18 protein-coding genes are annotated in these 21,249 nt (G+C 58.8%); 9 read left to right on the top strand and 9 right to left on the bottom strand.

All coding sequences use genetic code 11. From position 1 onward, the window contains the following. Nucleotides 1-102: 102 nt before the first annotated feature. On the top strand, nucleotides 103-1,866 hold the full coding sequence (locus C9422_RS04255) for a cation:proton antiporter (RefSeq protein ID WP_116579801.1): 1,764 nt from the start codon (nucleotides 103-105) through the stop codon (nucleotides 1,864-1,866). Nucleotides 1,867-1,888: 22 nt separating this feature from the next. Here the strand turns inward: C9422_RS04255 and C9422_RS04250 are convergent, their stop codons facing one another. The 4 genes from C9422_RS04250 to uvrD form a co-directional block, all read right to left on the bottom strand. Beyond that, nucleotides 1,889-2,296 (bottom strand): SMI1/KNR4 family protein, encoded by a 408-nt coding sequence (locus C9422_RS04250; RefSeq protein WP_003187120.1) that lies wholly within the window; start codon nucleotides 2,294-2,296, stop codon nucleotides 1,889-1,891. A 138-nt stretch (nucleotides 2,297-2,434) separates the two neighbouring features. Next, nucleotides 2,435-3,313: a Tim44 domain-containing protein gene (locus C9422_RS04245; RefSeq protein ID WP_095964377.1), complete on the bottom strand. Its 879-nt coding sequence runs from the start codon at nucleotides 3,311-3,313 to the stop codon at nucleotides 2,435-2,437. A gap of 179 nt (nucleotides 3,314-3,492) precedes the next feature. Continuing rightward, entirely contained in the window at nucleotides 3,493-3,933 is a 441-nt protein-coding gene (locus C9422_RS04240; RefSeq protein ID WP_116579800.1) for an EamA family transporter, read from the bottom strand. 146 nt (nucleotides 3,934-4,079) lie between these two features. Continuing rightward, nucleotides 4,080-6,263 (bottom strand): DNA helicase II, encoded by a 2,184-nt coding sequence (gene uvrD, locus C9422_RS04235; RefSeq protein WP_007971693.1) that lies wholly within the window; start codon nucleotides 6,261-6,263, stop codon nucleotides 4,080-4,082. A gap of 257 nt (nucleotides 6,264-6,520) precedes the next feature. Here uvrD and C9422_RS04230 point away from each other — a divergent pair, with 257 nt between their 5' ends. Further along, the gene (locus tag C9422_RS04230) at nucleotides 6,521-9,391 is read left to right on the top strand and encodes an EAL domain-containing protein (RefSeq protein ID WP_116579799.1); all 2,871 of its coding nucleotides are present in this window, start codon (nucleotides 6,521-6,523) and stop codon (nucleotides 9,389-9,391) included. A 63-nt stretch (nucleotides 9,392-9,454) separates the two neighbouring features. Here the strand turns inward: C9422_RS04230 and C9422_RS04225 are convergent, their stop codons facing one another. After that, nucleotides 9,455-9,769 (bottom strand): hypothetical protein, encoded by a 315-nt coding sequence (locus C9422_RS04225; RefSeq protein WP_116579798.1) that lies wholly within the window; start codon nucleotides 9,767-9,769, stop codon nucleotides 9,455-9,457. 351 nt (nucleotides 9,770-10,120) lie between these two features. Here C9422_RS04225 and hexR point away from each other — a divergent pair, with 351 nt between their 5' ends. Together hexR and C9422_RS04210 are read left to right on the top strand one after the other, a co-directional pair. After that, nucleotides 10,121-10,987: a transcriptional regulator HexR gene (hexR, locus tag C9422_RS04220; RefSeq protein WP_007954250.1), complete on the top strand. Its 867-nt coding sequence runs from the start codon at nucleotides 10,121-10,123 to the stop codon at nucleotides 10,985-10,987. Between the two features lie 215 nt (nucleotides 10,988-11,202). Then, nucleotides 11,203-11,412, top strand: coding sequence for a PA3496 family putative envelope integrity protein (locus tag C9422_RS04210; protein WP_116579797.1), 210 nt, complete (start codon nucleotides 11,203-11,205; stop codon nucleotides 11,410-11,412). Here the strand turns inward: C9422_RS04210 and C9422_RS04205 are convergent. Beyond that, complete coding sequence (locus C9422_RS04205; RefSeq protein ID WP_116579796.1) at nucleotides 11,354-12,316, bottom strand: LysR family transcriptional regulator; 963 nt, start codon at nucleotides 12,314-12,316, stop codon at nucleotides 11,354-11,356. The two genes, C9422_RS04210 and C9422_RS04205, sit on opposite strands and share 59 nt — an antisense overlap. A 192-nt stretch (nucleotides 12,317-12,508) precedes the next feature. On the opposite strand from C9422_RS04205, the gene C9422_RS04200 reads away from it, so the two are divergent. From C9422_RS04200 to C9422_RS04185, 4 genes are all read left to right on the top strand, one after another. Next, on the top strand, nucleotides 12,509-13,924 hold the full coding sequence (locus C9422_RS04200) for an acetyl-CoA carboxylase biotin carboxylase subunit (RefSeq protein ID WP_007971702.1): 1,416 nt from the start codon (nucleotides 12,509-12,511) through the stop codon (nucleotides 13,922-13,924). A gap of 11 nt (nucleotides 13,925-13,935) precedes the next feature. Further along, nucleotides 13,936-15,744, top strand: a complete 1,809-nt coding sequence (gene oadA, locus C9422_RS04195; protein WP_116579795.1) for a sodium-extruding oxaloacetate decarboxylase subunit alpha — start codon at nucleotides 13,936-13,938, stop codon at nucleotides 15,742-15,744. A gap of 326 nt (nucleotides 15,745-16,070) precedes the next feature. Continuing rightward, the gene (locus C9422_RS04190; protein WP_116579794.1) at nucleotides 16,071-17,423 is read left to right on the top strand and encodes a HipA domain-containing protein; all 1,353 of its coding nucleotides are present in this window, start codon (nucleotides 16,071-16,073) and stop codon (nucleotides 17,421-17,423) included. Beyond that, nucleotides 17,420-17,698, top strand: a complete 279-nt coding sequence (locus tag C9422_RS04185; RefSeq protein ID WP_116579793.1) for a helix-turn-helix domain-containing protein — start codon at nucleotides 17,420-17,422, stop codon at nucleotides 17,696-17,698. Before C9422_RS04190 ends, C9422_RS04185 begins: the two co-directional genes overlap by 4 nt. Before the next feature lie 123 nt (nucleotides 17,699-17,821). Here C9422_RS04185 and C9422_RS04180 read toward each other — a convergent pair whose 3' ends face one another. Genes C9422_RS04180 through C9422_RS04170 form a run of 3 tightly spaced genes read right to left on the bottom strand, consistent with a single transcriptional unit; the run spans nucleotide 17,822 to nucleotide 19,591 of the window. Further along, nucleotides 17,822-18,493, bottom strand: a complete 672-nt coding sequence (locus tag C9422_RS04180) for a GNAT family N-acetyltransferase (protein ID WP_116579792.1) — start codon at nucleotides 18,491-18,493, stop codon at nucleotides 17,822-17,824. Nucleotides 18,494-18,510: 17 nt separating this feature from the next. Continuing rightward, on the bottom strand, nucleotides 18,511-18,957 hold the full coding sequence (locus tag C9422_RS04175) for a GNAT family N-acetyltransferase (RefSeq protein ID WP_116579791.1): 447 nt from the start codon (nucleotides 18,955-18,957) through the stop codon (nucleotides 18,511-18,513). A gap of 10 nt (nucleotides 18,958-18,967) precedes the next feature. Continuing rightward, nucleotides 18,968-19,591: an FMN-binding negative transcriptional regulator gene (locus C9422_RS04170; protein WP_007971713.1), complete on the bottom strand. Its 624-nt coding sequence runs from the start codon at nucleotides 19,589-19,591 to the stop codon at nucleotides 18,968-18,970. Nucleotides 19,592-19,683: 92 nt separating this feature from the next. Here C9422_RS04170 and C9422_RS04165 point away from each other — a divergent pair, with 92 nt between their 5' ends. Beyond that, complete coding sequence (locus C9422_RS04165; RefSeq protein ID WP_116579790.1) at nucleotides 19,684-21,237, top strand: PLP-dependent aminotransferase family protein; 1,554 nt, start codon at nucleotides 19,684-19,686, stop codon at nucleotides 21,235-21,237. Nucleotides 21,238-21,249 lie beyond the last annotated feature (12 nt).

Here is a 21,249-nt window from a genome sequence, read left to right as displayed (position 1 = left end):
ACACAGGGACATTTCCTACGCGCAAAGCAGACTTTTGCTCGGCTCGATCAGACCATTCCTGCGTCTGTGAGTCGGGCAACTTCAATCAGGGAGCCGCTCGCCATGCATGCCATCAGTTTCATTCAGGATCTGGCAGTGATCATGTTGATCGCAGGTGTGGTGACCGTGGTTTTTCATCGCCTGAAACAACCGGTGGTGCTGGGCTATATCGTGGCCGGTTTCATCATTGGCCCGCACACCCCGCCATTCGGCCTGATCCATGACGAAGAAACCATCAAGACCCTGGCCGAACTCGGGGTGATATTCCTGATGTTCTGCCTGGGCCTGGAGTTCAGCCTGCGCAAGTTGTTCAAGGTCGGTGCCACGGCCTTCATCGCGGCATTCCTGGAAATCGTGCTGATGATCTGGATCGGCTACGAGATCGGTCGCTGGTTTGACTGGAACACCATGGATTCACTGTTCCTCGGCGCGATTCTGGCGATTTCCTCAACCACCATCATCGTCAAGGCACTCAATGATCTGAAGTTGAAGAACGAGCGGTTTGCGCAGTTGATATTCGGTGTGCTGATCGTTGAAGACATTCTGGGCATCGGCATCATCGCGCTTCTGTCCAGCATCGCCGTCAGTGGTACGGTCAGCTCGGGCGAAGTGTTTTCTACAGTGGGCAAACTGTCGCTGTTCATGATCGTCGCATTGGTCATCGGCATTCTGTTGGTGCCGCGGTTGCTGGCCTACGTGGCCAGGTTCGAGAGCAACGAAATGCTGCTGATTACCGTGCTGGGCCTGTGTTTCGGCTTCTGCCTGCTGGTGGTCAGGCTTGAATACAGCATGGTCCTCGGCGCGTTCCTGATCGGCGCGATCATGGCTGAATCCCGGCAACTGCTGAAAATCGAGCGCTTGATTGAACCGGTTCGAGATCTTTTCAGCGCGATTTTCTTTGTGGCCATCGGGCTGATGCTCGATCCGGCGATCCTGCTTCAATACGCCTGGCCAATCGCCGTAATCACTGTAGCCGTGGTGCTTGGCAAGATGCTGTCCTGCGGCCTTGGGGCGTTTATCGCCGGTAATGACGGACGCACCTCGCTGCGGGTCGGGATGGGTCTTTCACAGATTGGCGAATTCTCTTTCATCATTGCTGCACTGGGCATGACGTTGCAGGTCACCAGTAACTTTTTATACCCGGTGGCTGTGGCAGTGTCGGTGATCACGACCTTGCTGACGCCCTATCTGATTCGCGCGGCTGATCCATTGTCGATCAAGCTCGCGAGCGTCATGCCGGAACGCCTGGGACGGGTATTGGGGATGTACGGCGAATGGCTGCGCAGCATCCAGCCTCAGGGTGAGGGGGCGTTGCTGGCGTCGATGATCAGAAGAATTTTGCTGCAGGTCGGGGTCAACCTGGCTTTGGTAATCGCGATTTTCTTCTCGGGCGCGTACTTCGCCGAACGCATGTCGGCTTACGTGCAAGGCTGGATCAACGACCCGAGCTGGCAGAAGGCATTGATCTGGGGTGGGGCGCTTTTGTTGTCGCTGCCTTTTTTGATTGCGGCGTACCGCAAGCTCAAAGCCCTGTCGATGTTGCTGGCGGAAATGGGCGTCAAGCCGGAGATGGCCGGGCGCCACACGCAGCGAGTGCGCAGGGTGATCGCCGAAGTGATCCCGATCCTGTCGCTGCTGGTGATCTTTTTGCTGTTGGCAGCCTTGTCGGCCAGTATTCTGCCGACCAACAAGTTGCTGGTACTGATCGCCGTGGTCGCGGCCGCCGTGGCGGCGCTGCTGTGGCGCTGGTTCATTCGTGTGCATACGCGGATGCAGGTGGCATTGCTGGAAACCCTCGACAATCACAAGGAGTCGTCCGGGCATTGACCACCCAGCGGCGTTGACTGGATCAGCTTTCCAGCCAGACGTCCCGTGCCCAGTGCCACACCGACTCCCAGGTTTCTTCGGCGATCAGCTCTTCTTCGGCCTGCCAAAGCACCACGGTGCCGTCCTCTTCGACGCAGTAGTAGTCGTCACCGTCCTGGCAGATCGGGATCAGGCTGCGATCAACGCCGGCGTCCCAGGCGTTGGCGGCAACGTCGGGCAGGTAGGTGTGGGATTGCGGATCGGTCACGGTGACCGGCTCCAGGCTACCGTAGACCACGTCGCTGACGGTCAGCAGAAACTCTCTGAAGACAAACGGAATGTCGATGAACAGTTGTTCTTCGATTTCGACCAGCAGGTCTTCGTCAGGCAATTCCAAGGGGACCGGTACCGGTTCGTTGGCTTCACGCAGTTGTTCGATGATTTCTTCCACGTCCGGGATCCTCTTGCTTGTATGGCGCGGTTTATATGGGGCGGTTTATACAGTAGCTTGCTATAGATGCAACCGCGAAATAGAAAACCCCGGCCGAGGCCGGGGTTTTTATTGCAGCAGGTGAAACGTGGAGGGTGATCAGCCGTTCTGGCGGATACCGGCCACCAGCCAAGGCTGGTTTTCGCCCTGTGCACGTTCCATGTTCCAGCTTTCGCTGAAGACTTCGCCCTGGTCGAAACGCGAGGTTTTCGACACGCCGGTGAAGGTCAGGGTGGCAATGGTCTTGTCGGCGCGATCATCCACACCGTCCAGTTGTACATTGAGGTTATCAATGTAGGTGGACTGGAAACCGTCGCCCAGGTCGGCACGCTCACGCTTGAGGAACTCCAGCATTTGCGGGGTCACGAACTCGGCGATCTTGTCCATTTCGTTGGCGTCCCAGTGCTGCTGCAGGGACTGGAAGTGATTGCGCGCCGCTTCGACGAAGTTTCTTTCATTGAACCAGGCTGGAGCGTTGATCACTGGACGAGCGGCAACAGGCGCAGGCGAACCACCGAAGATCGAACCGCCGGCAGGTTTTTGTTCGAACGCTTCACGTTGCATCGGCGCGTGGCCGGCCGGCGCGTAGTGCTCCTGCTGCTTGCGACGACGGGCGGCGATAAAGCGGAACACCAGGAATGCGATGACAGCCATGATCAGGATGTCGAAGATCTGCATGCCCTGGAAGCCGTCGCCCATGAACATGGATGCCAGCAGGCCGCCGGCTGCGATACCGGCCAGAGGGCCGAGCCAGCGCGAAGCGCCACCGGCCTTGGCAGCGGCGCCAGCGGCACCGGCAGCACCAGCGGTCGCCGCAGCGCCGCCCATGCCTGGAGAAGAAGGAGCCATCTGGCTGGTCTGGTGCGTCGGCGCAGCGCCTGCGCTTTTGCCACCACCGAAGCGCTTGGCGGCATTGACGTCGAGACTCATCGTCAGGCCGATGCACAACGCCATGGCGATGCTAAGAAAACGTTTCATAAAGGGAATTCCCATTTGTGGAAGGCACGCGCGCCATGTTGCACAGCTGAAGTGTTACTGGCTAGCGGCAGAGTGTTTCGGGCTTTTGCCTGACAGGTTTCATTCAGCTTCAGTCAGTGCAATAGGGCCTTTTGACTTTGATCTGTCAGATGAGTGGATGAGTTCTGTAGGACGTTCGCCTAGCGACGTAATGCCAGCATGACGACTCCGGCCGTGATCAGACCGATTCCGCCCCATTGGCGCAGGTCGAGTTTTTCACCCAGCAGGACTACGCCAAGAACGGCCACCAGCACCACGCTGAGTTTATCCACCGGGGCAACCAGTGACGCCGGACCTACCTTTAGTGCACGGAAATAGCAGATCCACGACGCACCGGTGGCCAGACCCGACAACAGCAGGAACAGGTAGCTCTTGGCCGAGATCGATCCTAAAGACTGATATTGGCCCGTGGCGTACAAAATCAAGGCCAGGCTGACCAATACCACGATCGTCCGCAGCAGGGTGGCGAAGTCGGAATTGACGTTTTCGATGCCGACTTTCGCGAAAATGGCGGTCATCGCCGCGAATGCCGCCGATAACAGGGCCCAGAATGTCCAGGAGGAAAAAAAGCCTGTGCCCATGTCCATCGCACCTTTAAATTCAGATATAGGCCTGGAACCTACCTACAACCTGTGGGAGCGAGCTTGCTCGCGATGACGGACTGACAACCAGAAATAATGTCGACTGATCTACCGCTATCGCGAGCAAGCTCGCTCCCACAGAAAAGCTAGATCGCTTCCAGCTTGGCGTAACCCAGCATCAGCCACTTGCTGCCTTCGCTGAAGTTCACCTGCACCCGGGCCTGGGCACCGGCGCCCTCGAAGTTGAGGATCACGCCGTCACCGAAGATCGAATGGCGGACAGTCTGACCCAGACTGAAGCCGGTTTCCGGAATTTCGCTGCCGCTGAACAGGTTGCTGCCGCTCATCGACTGGTTGCCACCAAACGGCCGGCTGACGCTGTTGGACAGCCGTACTTCCTGAATGAGGCCTTTCGGCACTTCGCGTACGAAGCGCGATACCTTGTTGTAGGTCTCGCTGCCATAAAGGCGTCGGGTTTCAGCGTAAGTCATCACCAGGTTCTGCATCGCTCGAGTAATGCCGACGTAGGCCAGTCGACGCTCTTCCTCAAGGCGGCCGGGTTCTTCCAGGCTCATCTTGTGCGGAAACAGGCCTTCTTCCATGCCCACCAGGAACACGTAAGGGAATTCCAGGCCCTTGGCGCTGTGAAGGGTCATCAGTTGAATGCTGTCTTCGTGCTCGTCGGCCTGGGTATCGCCGGCCTCCAGCGACGCGTGACCGAGGAACGCGGCCAATGGCGTCAGGTCTTCGTCTTCTTCGCTGTTTTCGAAGTTGCGTGCGGCGCTGACCAGTTCCTCAAGGTTTTCCACCCGGGCCTGGCCTTTCTCGCCTTTTTCCGCTTCGTGATAGGCGATCAGCCCCGATTGCTCGATGACGGTCTGGGTCATCAGGTGCAGCGGCATTTCCATGCACTTGGCGGCGAGGTTCTCGATCAACTCGATAAACGCGCCAAGGGCGCCGGCCGCACGACCGGTCAGGCCTTTGTTGGCCACCAGTTGGCGCATCGCTTCCCACATCGACACATCGCTGTGGCGCGCATGGTCGCGGATCGCTTCGACGGTTTTCTCGCCGATGCCGCGGGCTGGCACGTTGATCACCCGTTCCAGCGCGGCGTCGTTGCCCCGTCCTTCGAGCAATCGCAGGTAAGCCATGGCGTTCTTGATTTCGGCGCGCTCGAAGAAGCGCTGGCCGCCATAGATGCGGTACGGAATGCGTTCACGCAGCAGTGCTTCTTCCAAAACCCGCGATTGGGCGTTGGAGCGGTACAGAATCGCGATATCGCTGCGAGACAGGCCGGTTTTCAGCGCGCTTTCGATGGTTTCGACAACGTAACGTGCTTCGTCGTGTTCGTTGAAGGCGGCATACAGATTGATTGCCTCGCCGTCGCCACCGTCGGTCCACAGCTCTTTGCCCAGGCGCCCGGTGTTGTTGGCGATCAAGGCGTTGGCTGCTTTCAGGATGCCGGCGGTGGAGCGGTAGTTCTGCTCCAGGCGAATGGTTTCGGCGTCCGGGAAGTCTTCGGAATACTGGTAGATGTTCTCGATTTTCGCGCCACGCCAGCCGTAGATCGACTGGTCGTCATCGCCCACCACCATCAGGCTGTCGCCACCCTTGGCCAGCAGGCGCAACCAGGCGTACTGCACGGCGTTGGTGTCCTGGAACTCGTCCACCAGGATGTGCCGGAAGCGCTTTTGATAGTGAGCGAGCAGGCCTGGGTGGTCGCGCCACAGATCGAGGGCGCGCAGCAACAGTTCGGAGAAGTCGATGACACCGGCGCGCAGGCACGCGGCCTCGTAGGCCTCATAGATGCCGCGCATGGTCGCCAGGAACAGATCGCCACTGGCTTGAATGTGTTGCGGGCGCAGACCTTCGTCTTTCTGCCCATTGATGAACCATTGGGCCTGACGGGCCGGCCAGCGTTGCTCGTCCAGGCCGAGTTCGCGGATCACCCGCTTGACCAGCCGTTGCTGGTCATCGCTGTCGAGGATCTGGAAAGTCTGGCTCAAGCCTGCTTCCTGCCAGTGCGCCCGCAGCAAGCGGTGCGCCAGGCCGTGGAAAGTGCCAACCCACATGCCGGCCGGGTTGATACCCATCAGTTGCTCGATGCGCTGGCGCATCTCGGCAGCAGCCTTGTTGGTGAAGGTCACCGACAGGATGGAGTGGGGCGAGGCGTTTTCAACCTGGATCAGCCAGGCGATACGGTGCACCAGCACTCGGGTTTTACCGGAACCAGCACCGGCCAGGACCAACTGACGACCCACGGGGGCCGCTACGGCCTGGCGTTGGGCATCGTTGAGGGAGTTCAGCAGAAGGGAGAGATCATCGCGCATCGGGGCATTCTAGGGGGCCGCGTCACACCGGGCAAACCCCGCTTCGCATTAACCGATGAAAGTTATGCGAGGGACGACCGGTCAGTCATCGGCCGCAGGCGTTGGCGGGGCGTGCCTTGAGCGTTTTCAGGGTGAGGCGGCAGCTGAAAAATTTGGCGATTTATTGATCAGCAGCAGTTTGGTCCGGGCAATTGCTTGTGTATGCTCCGAGCAGTTTCGGGCCCATGCTCATCATTATAAGAACAAGAACATCGCCTATGACCCTCAGCTTCGACCTGTCGGGCCCCACTGTGGAGCCCCGGGTTATCAGAAAGCAATACGCCATGGAAATGGCGGTCGAACGCACGCGCCTGTTGTATCAGGGGTCGCTGCTGCCCACGTTGTTCATGTTGATCAATGGCCTGGTCTGTGCCGGGTTGCTCTGGAGTCCGCAGCGCTATTTCCTGGTCAGTGTCTGGCTGGTGTGGTTGTTGTCGTTAGTGGCATTGCGGGTGATTCAGGTCGCAGCCTTCGATTCGGCCATCCCCAATCGTCAAGCCCAGCCCATTTGGCGACGGATGTTTTTGCTGGGTTCCGGCCTCACAGGTCTGACCCTGGCCGGTGCCGGCATTGCCCTGGTTCCCGCCGATAACTTCATTCAGCAAGCCTGGGTCTTCGGCCTCATCGGCGCCGCAGCGCTCTCGGCCAGCGTGGCTTATGCAGTCAGTTTGCCGGCCTTTCTGTCTTTCACCTTGCCCTGTCTGCTACCGGCCATCGCCTATATGTTTTGGGGCGGTGACGAGCAGCAACAGGGCTGGGGCTGGTTCGGGCTGATTCTGCTCGGTGCATTGAGCGTGGTGGCCTGGCAGGTCAATCGATTGATCGATCGGGGCTTGATTCGACGCTTTCAGAATCAGGCATTGATCGAACATTTACAGCAGGCGCAAAGCAGCAGTGATCTGCTCAATCAAAAGCTGGCCAAGGAGATCGAACAGCGTCGACGCGCCGAGAACGAATTGCGAGAGATCCAGGTCGACCTGGAAAACCGCGTCGCTCAGCGCAGCCTGGAGCTGGACGCCGCCAACCAGGCGCTGAGCAAGAGCGAAGCACGCCTGGCACTGGCATTGAAGGCCAGCGAGTTGGGGTTGTGGGACTGGAATCTGCAAACCGACGAAGTCCATCACACGCAGATTCAGGAATTGTTCGGCCTGGAGCCGGATCAGGTCACGGCAATCCTGCGTCACCTCAAGCCGCGCCTTCACCCCGAGGACCTTCCAGCGCTGAAAAGGGCGCTGGTTGAGCATCTGAAGGGCCGCACCGAGGACTATCAAATCGAGTATCGCGTGCGCCATGGCGATGGCCACTGGGTCTGGATCGAGGACCGTGGGCGGGCGGTCGAGCGTGCCGAGAACGGACGGGTTTTGCGCATGGTCGGCACTCGTCGCGACATCAGCGTCAGCAAAAACCTGGAAGAGCAGCGGCAACTGGCGGCGACCGTATTCGAGGCGGCCAGCGAGGGGATTGTGATTTTCGACCCGAACTACGTCCTTATCGCGATCAATCAAGCCTTCAGTCGGGTGACCGGCTATGCCATCGAAGACATGATCGGACGCAATGTCGTTGAGTTGCCCTGCAGTCGAGATGCGCGTCGGCATTACGCCACGATCCATCAGGCACTGGAGCAGCAAGGCAGCTGGCAGGGCGAATTGGTGGAAACCCGCAAGAACGGCGAGATGTATCCGCAGTGGCTGCAATTGAATGCGGTGCGCGACAGCCGGGGAAATGTCAGCCATATCGTAGGCTTCTTCGCGGATCTTTCTGCCCGCCGGGAATCCGAAGAGCGAATGCGCTACCTGACCCATTACGACGAACTTACCGGTCTGGCCAACCGCGCGATGTTCCGCGAACGCCTCAGCGAGGCTCATCAACGGGTACGACAGGGCGGTTATCGCAGCCTGGCCTTGTTGCACATCAATCTCGACCGGTTCAAGCAACTCAACGACAGCCTGGGGCATGAAGTCGCCGACCAGTTGTTGCAGAAAATGGCCCGGCGACTGGTGAATGCATTGCCTGAAGCAGACACCATCGCGCGCCTGTCCGGCGATGAGTTTGCCGTGCTGTTCAACGCCTACGGCAACCTTTCGAGCCTGGCGCGGGTGGCGACTCGTCTGGCGACCAAGTTGCGCGTGCCGGTGACCATTGACGGCCATGAGCTGGTGGTCAGCGCGTCCATGGGCATCAGCCTGCTCCCGGATAACGCCCGGGAAATTTCCGCGTTGGTCAGTCAATCGAACATGGCCATGCAGCACGCAAAGCATTTGGGCGGCAACAACTTCCAGTTCTATACCGACAGCCTGCAAGCCAGCACGCTGGAGCGTTTGCAGCTGGAAAACCACTTGCGCAAAGCCATCGAAGAGAAGCAGTTGAAGGTGTTCTACCAACCCAAGCTGTGCCTCGCCACGGGCAAGCTGAATGCTGCCGAGGCGCTGGTGCGTTGGGATCATCCGACCATGGGCCGTGTACCGCCGGGGGATTTCATCGGTCTGGCTGAAGAAACCGGATTGATCGGCCCGATCGGTGAGTTCGTGCTGCGTCAGGCCTGTTGGCAAGCTTGTGAGTGGCAGCGACAGGGGCTCGATGCGATTCGGGTGTCGGTCAATCTGTCGGTGCATCAATTGCGCCAGGGCAAGCTGGTCAGTCTGGTACGGCAGGTGCTGGAGGAAACCGGGCTGGAGCCACATTTCCTGGAGCTGGAGCTCACCGAAAGCCAGTTGCTGGACAGCGTCGAACACATCATCGCAACCTTCCAGCAGTTGCGTGATCTCGGGGTGAAACTGGCGATCGATGATTTTGGCACCGGGTATTCGTCTTTGAGTTATCTCAAACGCATTCCGGTGGATTACGTGAAGATCGACCAGGCATTTATCCGCGGACTGGGCGAAGGCACCGAAGATGCGGCGATTACCCGGGCCATCATCGCCATGGCCCATGGCCTGTCGTTGAAGGTTGTCGCGGAAGGGGTGGAACACCAGGAGCAGCTTGAGTTTCTCAAGGCTGAGCGCTGCGATGAGGTGCAAGGTTATCTGATCAGTCGGCCGGTCGAGGCGCAGGTCCTGGCCGTTCTGCTGCGAGAGAATGGTGTGGATTGACCGAAATGGCTTCCCGTCAGGCCCTTTGGCGGTCTGACGGGAAGTTTGCAGCGGGTAATTTTTTTAATCGGTGATCAGTACTTTATCAATATGGTGAAGTAACTTTCCTGCGAAAAAAATACTGACGCCGGTGACACTGGAAGGCCCCATTTTTTTATATTCGACAAACTTGTCTGTCAGGACTTGCAATGCAATTTCGTGGGTTGTTTCAAGTTCCAGGTCGAGTCGCAAATCAAAAGACTTGTCCTGGATTTCGCTCAATACCAGCCTCGGCGTAATGCCAGAGTTTGGAACGGTTACCGTGCCAAAGGCACGGAAGGAAGCCGCACCGGGCATGCGGTCAATTTGGGCGGTCCAATTTTTAGTTGTAATGGTCATTGTGTGTAACTCCTGTAATTAAGATGATTGCGTCCTGCCTGTTTAATATATCCCTCTCTGTTTGATTGGTGGATGGCGATACTTGACTTGTTTGTAAGTTGATGTGGGCTATACGTTGTTGGTGAGAAAACCAGTTTTGATGTTTGCAAGAAAGGCTCATTTTTGCCGCAACGCGAATAGGCGGGCATTGATGAGCAACGGGAAAGCTCGCAATGAGCGCTACATGGGGCACGCGTGCCTGAATGCCGAGGGATGTGGTTACGCATTGAGGAGGCAAAAAGCCGATTCATGTAGTATAACTACAAGCGTGCTACATCCCCGGCACCTGCCAATAACAAAGAGTCCAGCCCTTTGAATCTGCTGCAACACATCGCCCAGTCTCGTCACCTGTTACGCAAGTCGGAGCTCAAGGTCGCCGACCACGTGCTGCTTGATCCTGCGGCCGTGATGCACAGCTCCATGGCCGACCTGGCCCACAGCGTGGGCATCAGTGAACCGACCATCGTGCGATTTTGCCGTGCCATCGGTTGTTCCGGCTTTCAGGACCTGAAGCTGAAGCTGGCCCAGAGCCTGGCGGCCGGTGCGAGTTTTGGCCAGTTTGCGATCCACGAAGACGATTCGGTCGCCGACTACAGCCTGAAAATTTTCGACACCACCCTGCATACCCTGATGGAGGTTCGCGAGAAACTCGATCCGCTGGAGTTGCAGAGGGCGGTGACGCTGATGTCCCAGGCCCAGCGCGTCGAGTTCTATGGTTTTGGCGCCTCGGGTGCGGTCGCGGCGGATGCGCAGCACAAATTCTTCCGCTTGCTGCTCACCGCAGCGGCGTACTCCGATCCGCACATGCAGGCGATGTCGGCCGTGACATTGAAGCCGACTGACGTGGCCATCTGCATTTCCCAGTCGGGTCGTTCCAAGGACCTGCTGATCACCGCCAACCTGGTGCGCGAAAGCGGTGCTTCGTTGATCACCTTGTGCCCGAGCCAGACGCCATTGGCCGAGTTGTCGACGGTCAACCTGGCGATCGATGTGCACGAAGACACTGAAATCTATACGCCGCTGACTTCGCGCATTGCTCACCTTGTGGTGATCGACGTGTTGGCGATGGGCGTGGCCATGGCCCGTGGCCCGAGTCTGGTCAATCACCTCAAGAGCGTTAAACGCAGTTTACGCAGTTTGCGGTTGTCGCCCAAGTCGGTGAAAGCGCTGGACGACTGACTTCAAGGCCGGCGCGACCCCCTGTGGCGAGGGAGCTTGCTCCCGCTGGGTCGCGAAGCGGCCCCAGAATTGTGCGACTGCTGCGCAGCCGAACGGGAGCAAGCTCCCTCGCCACAGGACCAAACAACATTCATCGGTCTGTAACCATCAAGCCGCCAAACCGTCATCCCTCGCGCCTATCTTGAAACTCCCGTACTCGCCTTGGGAGACTCGAAATGGCCATGCCTTACGAAGAACGCAACAGCGCTGTCAAAACCCGTCGTCAACAAGAAGACCAGCGCCGTATGGAATTCCGTCGCGCCATCGAAGATCGCTGCGAACGCCGTCAGCTTCTGGCCGAAATTGGCGACTTTCCGGAGTTGGAACTCAACTTCTGGCAGACATCTCCCTCGACTTCCCGTCGAAACGCTCAACCAGCGCGCTGATCTGGATCCGTTCGCTGCGGATAAACGCCAGGAAGGCGTGAGCCACCGGTGACAGGCGTTTCGCCTTGGCCTGCACCAGGCACCAGCTGCGAAACAATGGCAGCTCTTCGATGGGTAGCTCGATCAACCCACCGGTTGCCAGCTCAAGGTTCAGGGCGTGGCGCGTCAACAGCGCAACGCCCAGGCCTGCCAGTACGCATTCACGCTGAGCTTCGGCAGACGAGACCTCCTGGGTCTGGTTGAAGTGCACGCGCTTCTCTTTGAAGTATTCTTCGCATGCCAACCGCGTCCCGGAGCCTGGCTCACGCAGCAACAGGGTGTAGGGCTCGAGATCCTGCAGGCGCAGCGGCCCCATATGACACAGCGGGTGATCCGGTGGCGCCACGGCGACGATCGGGTTGTTCAGGAACGGCAGGAACTCCAGGCCCATGTCCTGGGGCACCATGGACATGATCACCAGGTCGTCGCGGTTGTCCGACAGACGCCGAATCACCTGGCCGCGATTGACCACCGTCAGTTGCAGGTTGACCTCCGGGTGCTGGCGTTTGAATGCGGCAAACAGATGCGGCACGAAGTATTTGGCACTGGATTCCACCGCCAGTTTCAGTTGCCCCTGCAACGAGCCCTGCATGTCCGACAGCTGCATGTCGAGGTTTTCCAGGCGTCCGAAAATATCCCGGCTGGCTCGCTGTAACGCTTCAGCGGCTTCGGTCATGTAGAGCTTTTTGCCGACATAATCGAACAAAGGCTGGCCAATCAGCTCTTCGAGCTGACGAATCTGCAGGCTGACGGCAGGTTGTGTGAGCGACATTTCGTCGGCCGCGCGGCTGTAAGAGCGCAAATCACAGACCTCATTGAAGATCTGCAATTGACGCAAAGTCATACGCATCAATGACTTACGCATTATTCTGTCACTCTCGTCGCTGGCTGGTGAATCAACTATAAGTCTTTACTTATGCACGACCCAATTTTTATTCATTTTTGTTAATCCCTTGTGGGCGCTAGTGTGGACCTGCGACCAAATTGAAACATTTGGTCACGCGTCGACCTGGGTCTAGCAGGTCGTGGGTACCACCGGCCTCAAGGGAAACTCCAAGTGATAACAAAGATCCTGATCGCCAACCGTGGTGAGATTGCCGTACGAATCGTACGTGCCTGTGCCGAAATGGGCATTCGCTCGGTCGCGATCTATTCCGACGCCGACCGCCATGCCCTGCATGTGAAGCGTGCAGACGAGGCCCACAGCATCGGTGCCGAACCGCTGGCCGGTTACCTGAACCCGCGCAAGCTGGTGAACCTGGCTGTGGAAACCGGTTGCGATGCGCTGCACCCCGGTTATGGCTTCCTTTCGGAAAACGCCGAACTGGCGGAGATCTGCGCCGAGCGCGGGATCAAGTTCATCGGCCCATCGGCTGAAGTCATTCGCCGCATGGGCGACAAGACCGAAGCGCGCCGCAGCATGATCAAGGCCGGCGTGCCGGTCACCCCGGGCACCGAAGGTAACGTGTCGGGCATCGAAGAAGCCCTGACCGAAGGCGATCGCATTGGCTATCCGGTGATGCTCAAGGCCACATCCGGTGGTGGTGGTCGCGGTATTCGTCGCTGCAACAGCCGTGAAGAACTCGAACAGGCTTTCCCTCGCGTGATTTCCGAAGCCACCAAGGCATTCGGTTCCGCGGAAGTGTTCCTGGAAAAATGCATCGTCAATCCCAAGCACATCGAAGCGCAGATCCTTGGCGACAGCTTCGGCAACGTGGTGCACCTGTTCGAGCGCGACTGCTCGATCCAACGCCGCAACCAGAAGCTGATCGAGATCGCCCCGAGCCCGCAACTGACCCCGGAACAGCGCGCCTACATCGGCGACCTGTCGGTGCGTGCAGCCAAGGCCGTGGGCTACGAGAACGCCGGCACCGTGGAGTTCCTGCTCGCCGAGGGCGAGGTGTACTTCATGGAGATGAACACCCGGGTGCAGGTGGAACACACCATCACCGAAGAAATCACCGGTATCGACATTGTCCGCGAGCAGATTCGCATTGCCTCCGGCCTGCCGCTGTCGGTGAAACAGGAAGACATCCAGCACCGTGGTTTCGCCCTGCAATTCCGGATCAACGCCGAAGACCCGAAGAACAACTTCCTGCCGAGCTTCGGCAAGATCACCCGTTACTACGCACCCGGCGGCCCCGGCGTGCGTACCGACACGGCGATCTACACCGGCTACACCATTCCGCCGTTCTACGACTCCATGTGTCTGAAACTGGTGGTGTGGGCGCTGACCTGGGAAGAGGCGATGGACCGTGGTCTGCGTGCCCTCGATGACATGCGTCTGCAAGGGGTCAAGACCACTGCCGCGTACTACCAGGAAATCCTGCGTAACCCGGAATTCCGTAGCGGCCAGTTCAACACCAGCTTCGTTGAAAGCCACCCTGAACTGACCAACTACTCGATCAAGCGCAAACCCGAAGAGCTGGCCCTGGCCATCGCCGCCGCCATCGCCGCCCACGCAGGCCTGTGAGGAATAGAACAATGAGCAAGCAAATCCACGTTACCGACACGATCCTGCGCGACGCCCACCAATCGCTGCTCGCCACCCGCATGCGCACCGAAGACATGCTGCCGATCTGCGACAAGCTCGACAAAGTCGGCTACTGGTCGCTGGAATGCTGGGGCGGCGCGACCTTCGACGCCTGCGTACGTTTCCTGAAGGAAGACCCGTGGGAGCGTCTGCGCCAACTGCGCGCCGCGCTGCCTAACACCCGCCTGCAAATGCTGTTGCGCGGCCAGAACCTGCTGGGCTACCGCCACTACAGCGACGACGTGGTCAAGGCCTTCGTCGCCAAGGCCGCGGTCAACGGCATCGACGTGTTCCGCATCTTCGACGCCATGAACGACGTGCGTAACCTGCGCGTGGCCATCGAGGCGGTGAAAGCCGCCGGCAAACACGCCCAGGGCACCATCGCCTACACCACCAGCCCGGTGCACACCATCGAGGCCTTCGTGAACCAGGCCAAGCAAATGGAAGCCATGGGTTGCGACTCGGTGGCGATCAAGGACATGGCCGGTTTGCTGACCCCGTACGCCACTGGTGAGCTGGTCAAGGCCCTGAAAGCCGAGCAATCGCTGCCCGTGTTCATCCACTCGCACGACACCGCTGGCCTGGCCGCGATGTGCCAGATGAAGGCCATCGAAAACGGTGCTGACCATATCGACACCGCGATCTCCAGCTTCGCCTGGGGCACCAGCCACCCGGGCACCGAGTCGATGGTCGCCGCCCTTAAAGGCAGCGAGTTCGACACCGGCCTGAACCTGGAGCTGCTGCAAGAGATCGGCCTGTATTTCTACGCCGTGCGCAAGAAGTACCACCAGTTCGAAAGCGAATTCACCGCCGTCGACACCCGTGTGCAAGTCAACCAGGTACCGGGCGGAATGATTTCCAACCTGGCCAACCAGTTGAAAGAGCAGGGCGCGCTGAACCGCATGAGCGAAGTGCTGGCCGAAATCCCGCGCGTTCGCGAAGACCTCGGCTTCCCGCCGCTGGTGACCCCGACCTCGCAGATCGTCGGCACCCAGGCGTTCTTCAACGTGTTGGCCGGCGAGCGCTACAAGACCATCACCAACGAAGTGAAGCTGTACCTGCAAGGCGGCTACGGCAAGGCGCCGGGCACTGTCAACGAACAACTGCGTCGCCAGGCCATCGGCAGCGAAGAAGTGATCGACGTGCGTCCAGCCGATCTGCTCAAGCCGGAAATGGCCAAGCTGCGCGCCGATATCGGTGCACTGGCCAAGTCTGAAGAGGACGTGCTGACCTTCGCGATGTTCCCGGACATCGGTCGCAAGTTCCTCGAAGAGCGCGCGGCCGGAACCCTGACACCTGAAGTGCTGTTGCCGATTCCGGAAGCCGGCACAGTGGCTTCGGCGGGCGGTGAAGGCGTGCCGACCGAGTTCGTCATCGACGTTCACGGCGAAACCTACCGCGTCGACATCACCGGTGTTGGCGTCAAGGCTGAAGGCAAGCGTCACTTCTACCTGTCCATCGACGGCATGCCGGAAGAAGTGGTGTTCGAGCCGCTCAACGAATTCGTCGGCGGCGGCAGCAGCAAGCGCAAGCAAGCCACTGCACCGGGCCATGTCAGCACCACCATGCCGGGCAACATCGTCGATGTGCTGGTCAAGGAGGGCGACACCGTCAAGGCGGGCCAGGCCGTGCTGATCACCGAAGCGATGAAGATGGAAACCGAAGTCCAGGCAGCCATCGCCGGTAAAGTCACTGCCATTCACGTGGCCAAGGGCGACCGGGTGAACCCGGGCGAAATCCTGATCGAGATCGAAGGCTGATTTAACAGCCTCGATACAACGCTTTAAACCTCGGGGGGGCATGTGCTCCCCTTTTTTTATGCTCTGGATTTGGCGATCAGACGCTCATCCCCTGTTGTCGCGATCGACGTTTCCGGCATCGTCCGTAAAGCATTTTCTGATTTTGTGGCTTTCGAACTATTGGTTCGGCGTGATCTGCATTATTTTGCGTTTTTTTGCCGCGCAAGTGGTTAGATCTGCATTTTAATACACATAGCCACTGTGCCTGCGCTCTTTGTGTGCACTATATTGCATTCATCGCGATAACCAGCCTTGATAATATGCATTTAAATGCAGGTGGTGACGACATGTACGATCTGACTTTACAGATCTATTGGGCGGGAAACTGGCACGACGCCATGACTTTGAGCTTCGACAGTCCTGAAAAAGGCTTCGAAAGTCGCTGCAATTTTGGCTACCAGCAAACGTATCTTTTTGAAAATTACGAAGATATTGGAACTCCGTTCGCCAAGGCAGTGAGCGCGAGATTCCCTCTGGATTGGGATGGCAGACGATCCAATGCGCCAGCATTTGTACATGATGTTGCACCCGCAGGTGCAGCCAAAAGGTTCCTTTTGGCGCATATAGGCAAAGACAAACCCGCGGACGTAAGTGCAGACCTTTACCTGCTGGCCAGAAGCACGCCGGCCCCGATTGGAAATATGCGGGTCAAGGCGTCTGCCGAAGCAGTGGATCAGCGTGAGCCAATTGGTTTTGAGCGCCAGGACGTCATCAGTCGCAATAATCGATTTCTTGAGTATGCCTATGAGCAGGGGGCTGCCATTGGTGGCGCAACAGGTGCAGGTGGCGAGGCTCCGAAGCTTTTGTTGGCCCAGAACAAGGCCGGGCTACTGTACCCGGATGCAGTACTTGGGGACGCCGACGTCACTCAACACTGGTTTGTGAAGTTCGCCCGCAACAAAGGGCTGGAAACTGATCAGGTAATCCTCAGAAGCGAGTATCACTACTACAGGGCTCTCCAGAGTCTGGGGATCGAGACTGTGGCCGTCGAGGGGCTTGCACTGGAAGAAGCGACCAAGCCCAGCTTGTGGGTGCAGCGTTTTGACCGTCAAGTGACCGACCAGGGCGTCGAGCGCTTTGCCGTGGAGTCAATTTACTCGCTGGCAAACATTACGACGCCGGGTAGTGCTTTGGACCACATGGACGTTATCCGCTTGTTGGCAGGACTATGGCGTGAGGGGGGGCAGACGGATCAAATCCCGGATCTCGTTGCCGATTATCTTCGTCGGGATCTGATCAACAAAATTCTCGGCAACTCGGATAACCACGGACGCAATACCGCAATCATCCGAGATGACGCCTCGTTTCGTCTTGCACCCATTTATGATTTAGCGCCCATGGTGATGGACGACGAAGGTGTGACACGGACCACCAAGTGGCCAAAAGATCTGGAGAGAGCGGGTGACGTTGATTGGCGCGGGGTGTGCCGTACATTGGCCGACATCGCTGACCCGGATGATCCATTAGCCGCTTTGAGTGACGTGCGGGATCTATTTGAGCGCCTGCGTGAAGATGCAAATCGTTTGATGGCGCTCCCCGATATTCTCTCGGCCAGCGGTCTGCCTGGACAGACAATGAATCACCCACAAATTGCATTGAAAAATCTGGAGCAACGCTTGAAAGAGTGGGACTTGAAATGAGCATGACCGTTGCAGAGCGCACAGTGCTCATAGAAAGCATTCAAGAGGCTTTGGCTCTGGGCACTCTTGAAATTGGCGAAGCGGTTCGCCGTTTGCGAGTCGAAGTCACCGGTTTGCACCAGACCCAATTCGCCAAAATGTGCAAAATCTCGGTGCGCACGCTGGTGCACATTGAACATGGAGAAGGGAATCAGACGCTGAAGTCTCTGAACGCAGTGTTCCGTCCGTTTGGACTGAAAATGGGTGTGGTGCGGATTCGACGGGATATCAGCTGAAACTGCTCCGATCGCACATCTTGATTCGGCTTGATAAAGCGGCGTATTGAAGATCAGAAGATCGCAGCCTACACCACCCCTGTAGGAGCTGCCGAAGGCTGCGATCCTTTGCTTTTGATGCTTTTAGCCGCGGCACTCAACGAGGCTTTTCAACTGCCCCGACCCCGTCTGGTTCTCATCACTCAACCAACGCTCGAACCCAGCCCCAATCGCCGGCCATTCCGAATCCAGGATCGAGTACCACGCCGTATCGCGGTTCTGCCCCTTGACCACCATGTGCTGGCGAAACACACCCTCAAAACTGAAACCCAAACGCTCGGCCGCATATTTGGAGCGGGCGTTGGCGTTGTTGCATTTCCATTCCAGGCGACGGTAGCCGAGGGCGAAGGATTCCTTGGCCAGCAGGTAAACCGCCTCGGTGCTTTTCGGTGAGCGCTGCATTGGCGCACCGAAAGTGACGTGGCCGATTTCGATGCGGCCCTGGGCTGGGACGATGGACATCAGGCTGAGGATGCCCTGGACCTCGCCGCTGGCGCGATCGATCACGCTGAAGAAGTACGGGTCGCTATTGGCCGCGTGGTTGTTCAGCCAGTCGTTGAAGACGCTGCGCTCCGGGAAGGGGCCGTATGGCAGATAGTCCCAAAGTTTCGGGTCGGCGCCCGGGCCTTGCAGGGCTTTGAACAGGTCGTCGCCGTGGCGCGCCGGGTCGAGTTTTTCCAGGCGGATGAAGCGCCCTTCGATCAGTTGCGTCGTGGGGGCCGGGACGCCTTTCCAGTTGGCGAGTGAAGTCGACATGTTGTTCTCCTTGAACTTTAAATGGCTTTGCGAAACTGGATGAAACCGGGGCGTTCGGCGATGCGCTCGTAGAGCTGGATCGCGGTGGCGTTGGTTTCGTGGGTCAGCCAGTGCACCTTGTTGCAGCCGTCGGCCTTGGCCGTGGCGTAGACGAACTCGATCAGTTGCCGGCCGACACCGGTGCCTCGGGTTTCCGGGACCACCAGCAAGTCTTGCAGGTAGCAGGCGTTTTCGATGGCCCAGTTCGAACGATGGTAGATGAAGTGCACCATGCCCACGGCTTTGTTGTCAGCCCAGGCGAGGGCGGCGTGGGTCGGTTCGTTCGGGTCGAGCATGCGCAGCCAGGTGCTTTGGGTGACGGCCTCCGGCAATTCGGTTTTGTAGAAGCGCAGGTAGGCCTGCCAAAGCGGCAGCCACGCCGCGTGATCACCGGCGGTGACTTGGCGAATGTCGATTTGACTCATGGTGATTTCCTTAGCGCATCAATTGGGCGAGGGTCTGGTCGTTGACGTCGGGGCTGGCGGCCAGGCCTTCGCGTACACCGGCGATGTCGGCGGGGCTGCGGTTCTGGCTGAGCTTGCGCTTGCCTTCCAGACGGTCGATGGGAATGGCGAAACCGACGATGGCCTTGAGCATGCCGTCGATGTAATCGGCGGGGGCATCGGCCACTGACCACGGTTGGGCGCGGCCAGCTTCATGACGGTCGGTGAGGGTGCTGACGATGTCGAGCAGCCGCCCGCCATCGCTAAAGGTTTCGGCTCGGCCATAGGCGTGTACGGCGACGTAGTTCCAGGTTGGCACGACCTTGCCGTGTTCGGCCTTGCTCGGATAGAAGCCGGGGCTGACGTAGGCGTCGGCACCGGCAAAAATCAGCAGGGCTTCGGCACCGTCGCGCAGGTCTTTCCACTGTGGATTGGCTTTGGCCAGATGCCCGTACAACGTGCCGTTCAAGCCTTGTTCGCAATGCAGCAGCACCGGCACATGACTGGCTTGCAGGCCGCTTTCGCCGTGGGTCACCAAGATGGCGAGACGGGTGGCGAGGATCAGTTCATGCAGTTGGGACAACTCGTCGATGGCAAAAGCGCGTGGCGTGTACATGGAGATATTTTCCTTGGCGAATGTCTTCATCCTAGGCAGGCTATTGGTCTGTTGTAAGAGCCATTAATGAGCAATTTCATGGGTCCATTGTCATGACGGATGCGCCGCTTTCCTTGTCTTTCAACCCGGCCGGTATCGAACTCGACCGTCGCCAGGGGTTGAGTCGCCAGCTCTATCAGGCCTTGCGCCTGCGCGTCCTCGACGGACGATTGGCCAGTGGAACGCGTCTGCCGGCCAGTCGTGACCTGGCCGCCGCGCTGGCGATTTCCCGTAACAGCGTGGTGCGTGCCTACGATCAGTTGTACGCCGAAGGCTTCATTGAGGGACGAGTCGGGGACGGCACTTATGTTGCGCAACTGCCTCAGGCGGCGTTGCCGGCAAAAAAACTATCCACAAAAGTATCCACAGGCTTTTCAACAGGGTTATCAACAACCTTATCCACAAATTGGCTGGATTTACCTGTGGATCCATCCAGCAAAGTTATCCACAACGATCCGTTGGCCAGGGTGAAAAACAACCATTTACCCAGTCCGCCGAGCGGTCCGCCCCGGGCATTTCGGGTCGGTGTTCCGGCGTTCGACCTGTTTCCATTCGAGGTCTGGGCCAAGCTGAATGCGGCTTTCTGGCGCAAACCGGATTTGCAGCAACTGTGCTACGGCGACCCGGCTGGCGATGCGCGCTTGCGCGGGATGATTGCTGCGTATTTACGCAGTTCCCGTGGCATGCAGTGCACGGCTGAACAAATTGTGATCACCAGTGGCGCGCAGCAGGGAATCAGCCTTTGTGCACAGCTGCTGGTGGAGCCCGGTGATGGGGTAGCGATTGAAAATCCCGGGTATCGGGCGGCCGGTCATGCGTTCGCCGTGGCAGGTGCGAAGTTGCATGGGGTGGCGGTGGATGGCGAGGGCATCGACTGCGCTGAACTGGCACAGCTGCGTGATTGCCGTTTGACCTACGTCACCCCGTCCCATCAGTACCCGACTGGGGTGGTGATGAGCCTGGCTCGCCGTCTGGAGCTGCTGGCCTGGGCCGAGCGCACCCAGGGCTGGATCGTCGAGGATGACTACGACGGCGAGTACCGCTACAGCGGGGCGCCGCTGGCGCCTTTGGCGGCACTGGATCGGCAAGGCCGGGTGCTCTACGTCGGCACGTTCGGCAAAGTGGCGTTTCCGGCGTTGCGCCTGGGTTACCTGGTGCTGCCGACAGGGCTGGCGCAGGCTTTTGCTCAACGCCGTGCCGTGGACGTACGCCATTCCGAGGTCAGTACCCAGGCGGTGATGGCCGAGTTCATGGCGGCCGGGCATTTCCAGCGACATATCCGCCGCATGCGCCGTGCGGCGTTGAGTCGCCGTAATACATTGCTCAATGGCTGGCCGGCGGAGATTCCCGGGGTCGGACCATTACCCACCGTTGCCGCCGGGCTGCACATGACCGTGCCGGTCGGTAGCGTGGCGCGGGAACGTGAGTTGATCGAGTTGGCGCAAAGTGTCGATGTCGAGATCAACGGCTTGAGCAGCTATTGGTTGCCCGACTCCACGACGCCGATGGATCAGCGAGCGGGGCTGGTGCTGGGCTTCGCCGCCGTGCCCGAAAAAGCAATCGAGTCAGCGCTGGAGCGATTACGCAGCGTGTGGAGGGTGCTCTGAAGCGGGCGGCTT

This window comes from Pseudomonas sp. B1(2018), from assembly GCF_003097365.1.
GTDB classification, from domain to species: Bacteria; Pseudomonadota; Gammaproteobacteria; order Pseudomonadales; family Pseudomonadaceae; genus Aquipseudomonas; species Aquipseudomonas laurylsulfatiphila.
Note: the sequence above shows the minus strand (reverse complement) of the source record. Positions and strands in the feature narration are given on the sequence as shown.

Excerpts from the sequence above, each read along its gene's own strand:
- C9422_RS04255 (WP_116579801.1), top strand. The coding sequence starts at position 103 with ATGCATGCCATCAGTTTCATTCAGGATCTGGCAGTGATCATGTTGATC.
- C9422_RS04245 (WP_095964377.1), bottom strand. The coding sequence starts at position 3,313 with ATGAAACGTTTTCTTAGCATCGCCATGGCGTTGTGCATCGGCCTGACG.
- C9422_RS04240 (WP_116579800.1), bottom strand. The coding sequence starts at position 3,933 with ATGGGCACAGGCTTTTTTTCCTCCTGGACATTCTGGGCCCTGTTATCG.
- uvrD (WP_007971693.1), bottom strand. The coding sequence starts at position 6,263 with ATGCGCGATGATCTCTCCCTTCTGCTGAACTCCCTCAACGATGCCCAA.
- C9422_RS04230 (WP_116579799.1), top strand. The coding sequence starts at position 6,521 with ATGACCCTCAGCTTCGACCTGTCGGGCCCCACTGTGGAGCCCCGGGTT.
- C9422_RS04225 (WP_116579798.1), bottom strand. The coding sequence starts at position 9,769 with ATGACCATTACAACTAAAAATTGGACCGCCCAAATTGACCGCATGCCC.
- C9422_RS04210 (WP_116579797.1), top strand. The coding sequence starts at position 11,203 with ATGGCCATGCCTTACGAAGAACGCAACAGCGCTGTCAAAACCCGTCGT.
- C9422_RS04205 (WP_116579796.1), bottom strand. The coding sequence starts at position 12,316 with ATGCGTAAGTCATTGATGCGTATGACTTTGCGTCAATTGCAGATCTTC.
- oadA (WP_116579795.1), top strand. The coding sequence starts at position 13,936 with ATGAGCAAGCAAATCCACGTTACCGACACGATCCTGCGCGACGCCCAC.
- C9422_RS04190 (WP_116579794.1), top strand. The coding sequence starts at position 16,071 with ATGTACGATCTGACTTTACAGATCTATTGGGCGGGAAACTGGCACGAC.
- C9422_RS04185 (WP_116579793.1), top strand. The coding sequence starts at position 17,420 with ATGAGCATGACCGTTGCAGAGCGCACAGTGCTCATAGAAAGCATTCAA.
- C9422_RS04180 (WP_116579792.1), bottom strand. The coding sequence starts at position 18,493 with ATGTCGACTTCACTCGCCAACTGGAAAGGCGTCCCGGCCCCCACGACG.
- C9422_RS04175 (WP_116579791.1), bottom strand. The coding sequence starts at position 18,957 with ATGAGTCAAATCGACATTCGCCAAGTCACCGCCGGTGATCACGCGGCG.
- C9422_RS04170 (WP_007971713.1), bottom strand. The coding sequence starts at position 19,591 with ATGTACACGCCACGCGCTTTTGCCATCGACGAGTTGTCCCAACTGCAT.
- C9422_RS04165 (WP_116579790.1), top strand. The coding sequence starts at position 19,684 with ATGACGGATGCGCCGCTTTCCTTGTCTTTCAACCCGGCCGGTATCGAA.